This is a genomic window from Pseudoalteromonas rubra (genome assembly GCF_004212645.1).
GTDB lineage: Bacteria > Pseudomonadota > Gammaproteobacteria > Enterobacterales > Alteromonadaceae > Pseudoalteromonas > Pseudoalteromonas rubra_G.
The window spans coordinates 22,595-33,119 of the sequence record NZ_PPUZ01000055.1 but is presented as its reverse complement, the minus strand read 5'-3'; the positions used below and the strand labels follow the sequence as shown (position 1 = coordinate 33,119).

Sequence of the window (10,525 nt, the reverse complement as noted above, 5' to 3'; positions counted from 1 at the left end):
TGCTCCGTCAAATTGAACAGGTATTAAGTTAAATGGGTATTAGTCTGAAGCCAGATACCAAGGCCAATACCTACACTTAAGCGGGCGCACTTAAGTCAGTACAGAAGGCCAGTCGTAGCAATACGAGTGGCCAGCTCTGCTGCCGTCCGTATTTGAGGCGGTATGAGTTCACCACAAATCTCCGTGCACAACCTGAGCCTGAACCTCGGCAACAAGCCTGTGCTGAGCGGATTAAATTTTGCTATTTCGCGCGGTCAGTTTATTGGTCTGATTGGGCCAAACGGGGCGGGAAAATCCAGCTTATTACGCTGCTTGTATCGCTACTGGGATCAGACTGAAGGCGAAATTCACTATGCGGGTAAACCTGTGTCTGACTATCCGCGCCGGGCTTATGCGCGTCAGGTTGCGGTTGTTTTACAGGAGATCCCCAGTCAGTTTAACCTGGCGCTGTTTGAGGTGGTGGCGATGGGTGTCACACCACATAAAACCCTCTTTAGCACAGTCAATGCCGTCGATAAGCAGCGTATTTTAGAAGCCATTGAGCGTGTGGGCTTGAGCCACAAGGCACAACAGCAGTTTGATTCTCTTTCCGGTGGCGAAAAACAACGAGCAATGATAGCCCGGGCCATGGTTCAGCAACCTGAGTTGTTAATAATGGACGAGCCAACCAGCCATCTCGATGTGAAATACCAGATCCAGATCATGGAGCTGGCTAAAGCCATGGGGGTGACTGTGATTGCTTCTTTCCACGACCTAAACCTGGCGGCGGCGCTCAGCGACGAATTACTGGTGCTGGCACAAGGTAAGCTGATGGCTCAGGGCACACCTCTGGAAATCATAACCTCCGACTTACTCAGCGACATTTTTGGGGTGTGTGCCGAAGTAGAAACGGTACCCGGACTCCACAGCAACGCACCGGGCGTGCCCCATATTCGTTATCATTATGGGTATCAGTTATGAAGGCTTTGCTGATACCGGGTCTCATTTTGGCCTGCATGTTCAGCCTGCTCAGTGCGCTGTCTGTCGGCGCTGTTTCTCTGAGCTGGGGTGAAGTCTGGCAGGCTCTGAGTAACTATGATAGCAGCATACTGAGCCAAAAAATTGTGGTAGAGCTGCGATTACCCCGCACCTTGCTGGCATTCTTCGCCGGTGCCGGGCTGGCCATTTCCGGGCTCATTCTGCAAACGGTCACCCGAAACCCATTGGCCGATCCATACTTGTTTGGTATTTCCTCTGGTGCCTCATTTGGTGTGGTGTTGTTGGTAGCGCTGTTTGGTGTGCAGAGTGCGCTGGCATTGTCTGGTGCGGCCTTTGCTGGCAGCGCCGTGGCAATGAGTCTGTTACTGCTGATTGCCTTTCACAAAGGCACTGCACAGGTTGAAAACATGCTGTTGTCCGGTGTCGCTTTGACCTTTTTATTCTCGGCCTTTACCAGTTTGCTGTTGTACTGGAGCGATCCGCAGGCCATCAGCGCGATTATATTCTGGAGCCTGGGTAGTTTCAGCCGCGCAGACTGGCAATGGTTGTGGCTGCCTGCTTTGGTTGTTTCGCTGGGGTGTACCCTCATGTTGTTAATGCGCCGCAGCCTGAATGCCCTGCTGGTTGGGGACGAAAGCGCGGTGACGCTGGGGGTGAACGTCCACCGGCTCAGGCTGGGCATGCTGATCTTGGCGTCGATGTTAACGGCCGTGATCGTCGCGGCCTGCGGTGGCGTCGGCTTTGTGGGCCTGATGATCCCACATATCGTGCGCTTTTTTATCTCTCAGGTTCGCACTGCGGGTATGTTAGCGACGGCCTTATCAGGTGGACTCATGATGTTGTGGGTCGATGTACTCGCCCGTACCCTGATAGACAATCAGGAGCTGCCGATTGGGGTGATCACCTCAGCGATTGGCAGCGTGTTTTTCTTATCGCTGTTAATCGCCAAAAAGCGCGCCGCCAGCATCTGATCTAACCGGAGACTTTATGATCCCACAACTCAACCGCCAGCATGATGCGCATATTCAGCACACCATAGATATGAAGACTAAGCCTCAGGGCGCTTTAGGCAAGCTCGAAACGCTGGCACATCAGCTGGTCACGATTTTAAGTCAGGGCATGGAGCGCAGTCAGCTTGAAAGCGAAAGGCCAGATATCGTAAGGCCTCAGATGCTGATCTTCGCCGGCGATCACGGCATTGCAGGCGAAGGCGTTTCCATTGCACCCAGCGAGGTGACCGCCCAGATGGTGGCTAACTTTGCCACTGGTGGCGCGGCCATTAATGTCTTGTGCGCTCAGCTTGGCTGGCAATTGAGTGTGATTGACTGCGGTATTTTGACGCCACCGGCGCCTGAGCTGAATGTGGTGTCGCAGCGTCTTGGTAATATCACCCGGCCTTTGCACCTTGAACCCGCACTGAGTGAAGCGCAGCTCGAGCAAGGGCTGGCACTGGGTCAAGAAGCGGTAAAGCCTGCACTGAGCTCAGGCACTAACTTATTTGCATTGGGTGAAATGGGGATCGGCAATACCACCGCCGCGGCGGCCATTTTTTCTGCCCTGAGCGGACTAACAAGTGCCGAAACGGTCGGGCGAGGCACCGGCGTCAGCGACGAGGTGGTAGCGAAAAAGCAACAACTTATCGAGCAGGCTTTACTATTACATCGCGAGGCATTACATGAGCCACGTGAAGTATTACGTCGTCTCGGTGGGTTTGAAATCTGTCAGATGGTCGGCGCCATGCTGGAGGTTGCCTGTGCTCAGAAGGTCATCCTGGTGGATGGCTTTATTGCGACAGCCGCGGCCATGCTGGCGTATCGGATTGACCCTGCGTGTAAAGATTATATGGTTTTTGCCCATTGCTCAGGTGAGCAGGGGCATCAGGCGATGCTTAGCTGGCTAAATGTTGAGCCGCTGTTGAACCTGAACATGCGACTTGGTGAGGGCACCGGTGCCGCACTGGCCTTACCCCTGTGTCAAAGTGCGCTGGCGTTTTATTATCAGATGGCCAGCTTCGAAGCCGCGACCGTCACTCAGGTGGTCGAAACCTCATGAGTGCGCTGAGACAATTTAAACTGGCGGTGATTTTTCTGACCCGCATTCCCGTTAAAGTGGCCGGGGAGGTCAGCAGTCAGGATATTAATCAGGCCAGTGGCTACTTTGCCTGGGTTGGCGTGTTACTGGGTGCTCTGCTGGCCCTTATCTGCTTAGTGTTGAGCAGCTTCTTGCCCGCAGGCATTGCGGTATTGCTCACGCTTGGCGGCGGACTGCTGATCACCGGCGCATTCCATGAAGACGGCTTTGCCGATGTCTGGGATGGCTTTGGGGGCGGCTGGCGCGTAGCCGACAAGCTGGCCATTATGAAAGACAGCCGCCTTGGCACTTATGGTGCTGCCGCATTGGTCATCTTATTGCTTAGCAAATATCAGGCTTTGCTGGCACTGAGTGAGCGCGCCCTGTATGTCTGCAGTGCGCTCATTCTTGCCCATGGCCTGAGCCGGGCTATGGCGACCAGCCTGATCGGTAAACTGGACTATGTGCAGGCGGATGCGCAGAGTAAAGTGAAGCCGGTTGCCCAGTCTCTTGCCCATGAAAGTAAGCAGTTACTCTACGTTTGCGGACTGAGCTTGCTGATAGTGAGCTGGATAGCCGGGCTGTTTACGTTATGGCAAAGCATTGCGCTGCTTGGTGTACTTTGGCTATGCCGCACGATGTGTATTTACTGGTTTAAGCGTCAGCTCGGAGGGTATACCGGAGACTGTTTGGGCGCGGCGCAGCAACTGGGTGAGGTCGCTGTGTATCTATTTTGTCTGGGCGTCTGGTTATGACAGGACGGGTAGAATTGATCCTCGGCGGGGCTCGCTCAGGAAAAAGCAGATTAGGTGAGCAAAGAGCCGAGCGCTGGCTGAGTGATGGCAAAGTGGCCCGGCTAATTTATGTGGCCACGGCGCGCCCCGGGGATGAGGAAATGGCCGCGCGGATCGCCCACCATCAGGCAACGCGCACCAAGCACTGGCAGCTAGTTGAGGAGCCCTGGGCACTGGATCAGGTTCTGAGCACACTTGGGCCCGATGATGGCGTCTTGATTGACTGCCTGACTTTATGGCTAACCACAGCGCTGTGCGACTACAGCGACTCGGCATTTCAACACAAGCGAGGGGCGCTGCTGAGTGCCCTGAAATCCAGCCACGCACAGATTATTCTGATCAGCAATGAAGTGGGCCACGGTATTGTACCACTTGGTGAGTTAAGTCGCCGTTTTGTTGATGAAGCTGGCTGGTTACATCAAGACATCGCCGCGCTGGCGGATAAAGTCGATTTTGTGATAGCGGGTTTGCCGCTTGCACTTAAAGAAGGCGAGATATGAATACGTTAATGGTACAGGGGACCACTTCCGATGCGGGTAAAAGCACGCTGGTAGCGGGCTTGTGTCGGGCATTACAGCGCCGTGGCATTGAGGTCGTTCCGTTTAAACCACAAAATATGGCACTTAACAGTGCGGTCACGCCAGATGGTGGCGAAATTGGCCGGGCCCAGGCGCTACAGGCCATGGCCGCCAAGGTACCGCTCAGCACCGACCTCAACCCGATCTTACTCAAACCGAATTCAGATACCGGCGCGCAGGTAATCGTACATGGCCGAGCGCTGAGTAACATGGAAGCGGCGGGCTATCACGACTACAAAAAAGTTGCGATGCAGGCGGTACTGACCTCACATCAAAGGCTCAGCGAACAGTATGCGCTGTGTGTGGTAGAAGGGGCCGGTAGCCCGGCAGAAATCAACCTGCGGGAAAATGACATCGCCAATATGGGGTTCGCCTGTGAGGTGGATTGCCCGGTGATCATCATTGCGGATATCGATAAGGGCGGGGTGTTTGCTCATCTGGTTGGCACCCTGGCGCTGCTAAGTGAATATGAGCAATCCCTGGTGAAAGGGTTTGTGATCAATCGCTTTCGCGGTGATATTGCCTTACTGCAAAGTGGCCTGGACTGGCTGGAGCAGTATACTGGTAAACCCGTATTGGGCGTGCTGCCTTATCTGCATGACCTGGCGCTGGATGCCGAAGACGCCGTGACTATGGCCAATCGCATCGATAGTCCTGAGGTCAAAGTGGCGGTATTGCTACTGCCACATATTAGTAATCACACCGACTTTGATACCCTGCGATTAGACCCCAAAGTGGACCTGCGTTATGTGCGCCACACCGAAACCATAGGCGCAGCCGACTTGGTGATCATTCCCGGCAGTAAAAATGTCCTTAATGACCTGGCCTTTTTACGTGCACAAGGCTGGGACCATGAGCTGCAACGCAATGTGCGTTACGGTGGTAAGGTGCTTGGGATCTGTGGCGGATTTCAAATGCTGGGCAATAGCATTTGCGATCCGGAGCAGGTTGAGTCGACGCTCGGCACTATTGAAGGCCTGGGGCTGGCGGATTTTGACACCAAACTGACGCGTAGTAAAACCCTGACTCAGGTGCAGGCGAACTGCCTCTTAAACGCACAGCAAACGCCATTGAATGGCTATGAGATCCACTGCGGGATAAGTCAGGGACCGGCACTGACGAAGCCATTTTTACAGTTTGTTGCACATCCATCGGGATGGCAAATGGATGGCTTTATCAGTGAAGACAACCAGCTGGCAGGCACCTATCTGCACGGGTTATTTGATAGTCCCGAGGGGTTAACCTGTGTACTGCACTGGGCAAGCGAAGGTCGCTACAGTGGCGGCGGATTCAATCTGGCTGAGCACCGGGAGCAGCAACTTGAGCGGCTGGCAGATGTGTGCGAAACCCATTTAGACATAGATAAAATTCTGGCAATTAGTGAGCAGAGGACAACATGAGCGAACACAATCAGGACAAACACAAGGCAAGACAGCAAAAGGTGAAAGAGCAGGTCGATGCCAAAATCGAGCAGGCACAGGAAGAAAAAGGCATATTGCAGGTCATCACCGGCAATGGCAAAGGTAAGTCCACTTCAGGGTTCGGTACCGTAGCCCGGTGCGTGGGCCATGGCATGAATGCTGCGGTTGTACAGTTTATTAAAGGCATGTGGGAGTGCGGCGAGCGTAACTTGCTGGAGCGTGCTGGCGTGCCGTTTGCCGTCATGAAGACAGGCTTTACCTGGGAGACGCAAAATCGCGAGACGGATACCCAGGCGGCGCAGGCTACCTGGCAGCAGGCAAAGCTGTGGTTGCAAGACGAAAGTATTGACCTGGTGCTGCTGGATGAGCTCACTTATATGGTCAGCTATGACTATCTTGATTTGGATGAAGTGATTGAGGCGCTGGAAAATCGCCCTGCTATGCAGTCGGTGATCATCACAGGTCGTGGCGCACATCGTCGCCTGACTGAACTGGCCGATACCGTCAGTGAAGTGCGCAATGTGAAACACGCGTTCGAAGCGGGGATCAAAGCACAAAAAGGATTCGACTTTTGATGAACAAGGTCCTTATCACCTGGCTGAGCCTGGTGTTCTTGTTGACTGCGATATCAGCGAGCGCAGATGATAGCTCCGCGCCGCCAGCCAAACGGATTGTGGCTTTGGCACCACATATAGTCGAGAACTTATATGCCATTGGCGCAGGGAATCGCATCGTCGGCACCGTGGAGTACGCGGATTATCCGGCTGAGGCCAATCAGATCCCACGTATTGGCGGTTATCATGGCATTGCACTGGAGAAGCTGCTGGCTTTGTCGCCCGATCTGGTGATTGCCTGGCAGGGCGGTAATCAACAAGCCGACCTGGATAAGCTTGAGCAGCTTGGCATCAAAGTGCTGTACAGTGAAACTAAAGACTTAAAACAGATCCCGCACTCGCTGCGCTGGCTAGGCCAGTTAACCGGTTTGGAAGAAAACGCTGAGCAGGTGGCCCAAAGTTTTGAGCAAGGCCTGGCAAAACTGCAGGAACGCTATCGCTCAGCCGCGCCTGTGTCTGTTTTTTACCAGCTGTGGCCTGCGCCTATGATGACAGTCAATGGCACCACCTGGATCCATCAAACCCTGGAGGTGTGCGGCGCCAGTAATGTGTTTGCCGATGCCACCACAGCATATCCGCAGATCAGTATCGAGAACGTGCTACATACTAAGCCACAGGTGATAGTGATCCCGCAGGAAAAATCCAAAAAAGCACAGCCAAAAATTGACTGGCACAACTGGCCAGAAATCCCGGCGGCCAAGCATCAGCAATACATTGAAGTGAATGCCGATCTATTACACCGATATACCAGCCGGGTGCTTGAAGGGCTGAGCGGATTATGTGATAAACTGGATGCTTCGCGAACTTACTATCAGAAATTCACAACCACTGGGAACTAAATATGACAACCTGGAGTGACGTGCTTGGGCACGAAAAACAACAAGCGTATTTTCAGGACACCCTAAACTATGTTGCCGAGCGTCGGGCGCAGGGCGTGACCGTTTACCCACCTCAGGAGCAGGTATTTGAGGCGTTCAAGGCGACCCCTTTTGATCAGGTCAAAGTCGTTATCCTGGGTCAGGATCCCTACCACGGACCTGATCAGGCTCACGGACTGTGTTTCTCTGTGTTGCCAGGCGTCAAGGCACCGCCATCACTGGCCAATATGTATAAAGAACTGGCACAAGACATCGCGGGCTTTCAGATCCCTGACCACGGCTATTTGCTGCCCTGGGCAGAGCAGGGCGTACTGCTGCTCAACACCGTGCTGACGGTAGAGCAGGGACAGGCACACTCGCACAAGCATCTCGGCTGGGAGCGCTTTACTGACGCCGTGATTGCACAGCTTAACCAACACAGCGAAGGGGTTATCTTCTTGCTGTGGGGCGCGCATGCGCAAAAGAAAGGTAAGGCGATTGACCAGCAACGTCATCACGTGTTGCACGCACCTCACCCGTCTCCGCTGTCAGCGCACCGCGGTTTTTTTGGCTGTCAGCACTTCTCGCAAACCAATACGCTATTGCAAAGCATGGGCAAAACGCCCATCAACTGGCAAGTCTGAGCTTAAACTTAAGCAACAAAAAAGGCGCAAAATGCGCCTTTTTTGTTAAATAAAGTCAAGTTCGTCCAGGTCAATGCTGTCTGCGAAGATATCCAGTTCTTCCAATTCCTTACGCAGGCGTTGTTTGTCTTTCAGCGCTTCAATTTCACGCCACTTTCTTTTTTTGCCTTTAGATGAGGTTCTTCTCTTTGGTGCAGGACTTTCTAGTGTTGAAATAAAATCGTCTAGGCTATCCATGAATTTCTCCTATTGATGTACTAACCTCAAAGATTTGTGTTTACGCATTACCCAATTTGAATGAAAAACACACTTCAAGTAATGCTGGTATACCACAGACAAGAGAAAAGTAAAATAAAAATGTGTCTGGCAGGTTAAAAGCAGGTGACAGTTTGATGAAGCTCAAATTTGCTTCAAGTTATGCGCAAGTCAGGAAAATAAAGCGCTGGCGGGCAGGGAGGTACAGAGCGAAGTGATAAGTCGTCGGGAATAAAAAAACGCCACACAAGGTGGCGTTTTTCGCATTATATGCTTTTTGCTTATAGCGCTTTGAAGCGTGCTTCCAGGGTTTCCTGAGCTGCCGCAAAGGCACGAATACCTTCAGCCAGCTTTTCAGTGGCCATGGCGTCCTGGTTATGCAACCAGCGGAACTCGCTTTCACTCAGAGGGGCCGGTTTCGCAACAACCTCGTACTCGCTATCCAGCAGGTAATCTTCTGCAGCAGGTAGCTCTCCCAGCTCTTCTAGCAGTGCCGGGCTGATAGTCAGCTTGTCACAGCCAGTAAGTGCAACAATCTCGCCGGTGTTACGGAAGCTGGCACCCATCACAACTGTGTTGTAGCCGTGACGTTTGTAGAATTCAAAAATACTGCGTACAGACTGTACACCTGGATCTTGTAGTGGATCAGTCGGCTTTTCCAGGCCATTGGCCACGTGCCAGTCCAGAATTCGGCCAACAAATGGCGAGATCAGGAACACGTTTGCGTCGGCACATGCACGGGCCTGCGCCTGGCTGAATAGCAGGGTCAGGTTACATTTAACGCCTTGCTTTTCCAGAGTTTCTGCGGCTTTGATGCCTTCCCAGGTAGAAGCAATTTTAATTAAAATCTTGTCTTTGCTGACACCCAGCTGCTCATAGAGCGCCAGTAGCTGCTGTGCTTTGGCAATGGTCGCTTCGGTATCAAACGATAAGCGTGCATCGACTTCGGTTGAGATATAGCCAGGTACAATATTGGCAATCTCTTTACCAATCAGTACGGCAAAGTAATCACAAGCCAGTTCCAGTTGTTGTGCCGCGTCGCCATGCTGGCTTTTGGCGTAATCCCAGGCCGCTTTCAGGTATTCCTGATAAGCTGACATCTCGGCTGCTTTTAAAAGCAGAGACGGGTTAGTGGTGGCATCTTCCGGTTGGTGTTTACGGATTGCCTCGATATCTCCGGTGTCGGCGACGATAGATGAATGCTGTTTTAGCCTATCTAATGCTGAAGTCATGCTGTCCTCATTCCAATTCATAGCAGCGTGTCAAAAAGTCTACTTTTCCTATGTTGCATTACCGTGACCTGTGTGAATAGGTCATATGTCCGTATTTGCGAGGTCGCTTCACGAGAAAATCCGAATGCTGGATGCAAGAGCGCACTTCGTCAGTCGGGGTTTGCGTGACGAACTGCAAACAGGCTGGTCTGCCAGCAACTGGGCAAGCAGTGTCGAACCCCCGAAGAATATTGCGCTTGCGCTCACCGGGGGATAGTGTTGAAATTGACATTTATCAATAGTTAAGTCAATAGGCAGGCCATGATCACTCTCGTTTCTCCGGCAAAAAATCTCGATTATGATACTCCGGCGCACACCGCGCGTTTTACCCAGCCCGAACTGCTCACACACAGTGAAGAATTGATCCACGTGTGTCGTGACTTATCACCGCAACAGATAGGCACGCTGATGAAGATCAGCGACAAGCTGGCGGGTCTGAATGCGGCGCGCTTTGCCGACTGGTCGCAGCCTTTTACCCCCGACAATGCCAAACAGGCTGTACTGGCGTTTAATGGCGATGTGTACACCGGCCTGGATGCGGCCAGTATGGATGACGCAACACTGGACTATGCACAGCAGCATTTGCGTATTTTGTCTGGCCTCTATGGCGTGCTTAAGCCACTTGATCTGATGCAGGCATATCGCCTAGAAATGGGTACGAAGCTGGACAACCCACGCGGTAAAAACCTCTATGAATTCTGGGGCCGTATCATTGCCGACAAGCTCAACGAAGCGCTGGAAGCGACTAATAGTCAGGTGTTGATTAATCTGGCGTCGAATGAGTACTTTAAAGCAGTAGATAAAAAGGCATTGAAGGCCGAGATCATCTCACCGGTATTCAAAGACTGCAAAAATGGCCAGTTCAAGGTTATTAGCTTCTATGCCAAAAAAGCCCGCGGTATGATGGCGCGCTACATTCTGGACAATCAGGTCGAGTCACCCGAGGCATTAAAAGCGTTTGATGTGGCTGGTTACTACTACAGCGAAGAAGCCACCCAAAAAGCCAGTGAGCCGGTGTTTTTGCGCGCTGAGCAAAACTAACC

The 10,525-nt window shown here is 52.5% G+C and carries 13 protein-coding genes; 11 read left to right on the top strand and 2 right to left on the bottom strand.

The window, feature by feature from the left end; genetic code table 11:
* The first annotated feature begins 162 nt into the window (after positions 1 to 162).
* The 9 genes from C3B51_RS18715 to ung are packed head-to-tail and all read left to right on the top strand — an operon-like array spanning position 163 to position 7,956.
* Positions 163 to 960, top strand: a complete 798-nt coding sequence (locus C3B51_RS18715; protein ID WP_130246022.1) for an ABC transporter ATP-binding protein — start codon at positions 163 to 165, stop codon at positions 958 to 960.
* Positions 957 to 1,949 carry a FecCD family ABC transporter permease gene (locus C3B51_RS18710; RefSeq protein ID WP_130246021.1) on the top strand — a complete coding sequence of 331 codons (993 nt, stop codon included), beginning with the start codon at positions 957 to 959 and terminating at the stop codon, positions 1,947 to 1,949. The genes C3B51_RS18715 and C3B51_RS18710 overlap by 4 nt, the downstream gene beginning before the upstream one ends.
* A 16-nt stretch (positions 1,950 to 1,965) precedes the next feature.
* Positions 1,966 to 3,030: a nicotinate-nucleotide--dimethylbenzimidazole phosphoribosyltransferase gene (gene cobT / locus C3B51_RS18705; protein WP_130246020.1), complete on the top strand. Its 1,065-nt coding sequence runs from the start codon at positions 1,966 to 1,968 to the stop codon at positions 3,028 to 3,030.
* Complete coding sequence (locus C3B51_RS18700; RefSeq protein ID WP_130246019.1) at positions 3,027 to 3,803, top strand: adenosylcobinamide-GDP ribazoletransferase; 777 nt, start codon at positions 3,027 to 3,029, stop codon at positions 3,801 to 3,803. Before cobT ends, C3B51_RS18700 begins: the two co-directional genes overlap by 4 nt.
* Positions 3,800 to 4,342 (top strand): bifunctional adenosylcobinamide kinase/adenosylcobinamide-phosphate guanylyltransferase, encoded by a 543-nt coding sequence (cobU, locus tag C3B51_RS18695; protein WP_130246018.1) that lies wholly within the window; start codon positions 3,800 to 3,802, stop codon positions 4,340 to 4,342. The genes C3B51_RS18700 and cobU overlap by 4 nt, the downstream gene beginning before the upstream one ends.
* Positions 4,339 to 5,820 carry a cobyric acid synthase gene (locus tag C3B51_RS18690; RefSeq protein WP_130246017.1) on the top strand — a complete coding sequence of 494 codons (1,482 nt, stop codon included), beginning with the start codon at positions 4,339 to 4,341 and terminating at the stop codon, positions 5,818 to 5,820. Before cobU ends, C3B51_RS18690 begins: the two co-directional genes overlap by 4 nt.
* On the top strand, positions 5,817 to 6,416 hold the full coding sequence (gene cobO / locus C3B51_RS18685) for a cob(I)yrinic acid a,c-diamide adenosyltransferase (RefSeq protein WP_130246016.1): 600 nt from the start codon (positions 5,817 to 5,819) through the stop codon (positions 6,414 to 6,416). The genes C3B51_RS18690 and cobO overlap by 4 nt, the downstream gene beginning before the upstream one ends.
* Entirely contained in the window at positions 6,416 to 7,294 is an 879-nt protein-coding gene (locus C3B51_RS18680; RefSeq protein WP_125716557.1) for a cobalamin-binding protein, read from the top strand. Before cobO ends, C3B51_RS18680 begins: the two co-directional genes overlap by 1 nt.
* 2 nt (positions 7,295 to 7,296) lie before the next feature.
* Positions 7,297 to 7,956, top strand: a complete 660-nt coding sequence (ung, locus tag C3B51_RS18675) for a uracil-DNA glycosylase (RefSeq protein WP_125716556.1) — start codon at positions 7,297 to 7,299, stop codon at positions 7,954 to 7,956.
* Positions 7,957 to 8,001: 45 nt separating this feature from the next.
* On the opposite strand, the gene C3B51_RS18670 is transcribed toward ung, so the two are convergent.
* Positions 8,002 to 8,193, bottom strand: coding sequence for a DUF3545 family protein (locus C3B51_RS18670; protein WP_125557981.1), 192 nt, complete (start codon positions 8,191 to 8,193; stop codon positions 8,002 to 8,004).
* Between the two features lie 299 nt (positions 8,194 to 8,492).
* Positions 8,493 to 9,443: a transaldolase gene (tal, locus tag C3B51_RS18665; protein ID WP_130246015.1), complete on the bottom strand. Its 951-nt coding sequence runs from the start codon at positions 9,441 to 9,443 to the stop codon at positions 8,493 to 8,495.
* A 124-nt stretch (positions 9,444 to 9,567) separates the two neighbouring features.
* On the opposite strand from tal, the gene C3B51_RS24110 reads away from it, so the two are divergent.
* Together C3B51_RS24110 and yaaA are read left to right on the top strand one after the other, a co-directional pair.
* Entirely contained in the window at positions 9,568 to 9,699 is a 132-nt protein-coding gene (locus C3B51_RS24110) for a hypothetical protein (protein WP_276319651.1), read from the top strand.
* Between the two features lie 44 nt (positions 9,700 to 9,743).
* Entirely contained in the window at positions 9,744 to 10,523 is a 780-nt protein-coding gene (gene yaaA / locus C3B51_RS18660) for a peroxide stress protein YaaA (protein ID WP_125716554.1), read from the top strand.
* Positions 10,524 to 10,525 lie beyond the last annotated feature (2 nt).

Excerpts from the sequence above, each read along its gene's own strand:
- C3B51_RS18680 (WP_125716557.1), top strand. The coding sequence starts at position 6,416 with ATGAACAAGGTCCTTATCACCTGGCTGAGCCTGGTGTTCTTGTTGACT.
- C3B51_RS18715 (WP_130246022.1), top strand. The coding sequence starts at position 163 with ATGAGTTCACCACAAATCTCCGTGCACAACCTGAGCCTGAACCTCGGC.
- yaaA (WP_125716554.1), top strand. The coding sequence starts at position 9,744 with ATGATCACTCTCGTTTCTCCGGCAAAAAATCTCGATTATGATACTCCG.
- ung (WP_125716556.1), top strand. The coding sequence starts at position 7,297 with ATGACAACCTGGAGTGACGTGCTTGGGCACGAAAAACAACAAGCGTAT.
- C3B51_RS24110 (WP_276319651.1), top strand. The coding sequence starts at position 9,568 with ATGCTGGATGCAAGAGCGCACTTCGTCAGTCGGGGTTTGCGTGACGAA.
- C3B51_RS18690 (WP_130246017.1), top strand. The coding sequence starts at position 4,339 with ATGAATACGTTAATGGTACAGGGGACCACTTCCGATGCGGGTAAAAGC.
- cobU (WP_130246018.1), top strand. The coding sequence starts at position 3,800 with ATGACAGGACGGGTAGAATTGATCCTCGGCGGGGCTCGCTCAGGAAAA.
- C3B51_RS18670 (WP_125557981.1), bottom strand. The coding sequence starts at position 8,193 with ATGGATAGCCTAGACGATTTTATTTCAACACTAGAAAGTCCTGCACCA.
- tal (WP_130246015.1), bottom strand. The coding sequence starts at position 9,443 with ATGACTTCAGCATTAGATAGGCTAAAACAGCATTCATCTATCGTCGCC.
- cobT (WP_130246020.1), top strand. The coding sequence starts at position 1,966 with ATGATCCCACAACTCAACCGCCAGCATGATGCGCATATTCAGCACACC.
- C3B51_RS18710 (WP_130246021.1), top strand. The coding sequence starts at position 957 with ATGAAGGCTTTGCTGATACCGGGTCTCATTTTGGCCTGCATGTTCAGC.
- cobO (WP_130246016.1), top strand. The coding sequence starts at position 5,817 with ATGAGCGAACACAATCAGGACAAACACAAGGCAAGACAGCAAAAGGTG.
- C3B51_RS18700 (WP_130246019.1), top strand. The coding sequence starts at position 3,027 with ATGAGTGCGCTGAGACAATTTAAACTGGCGGTGATTTTTCTGACCCGC.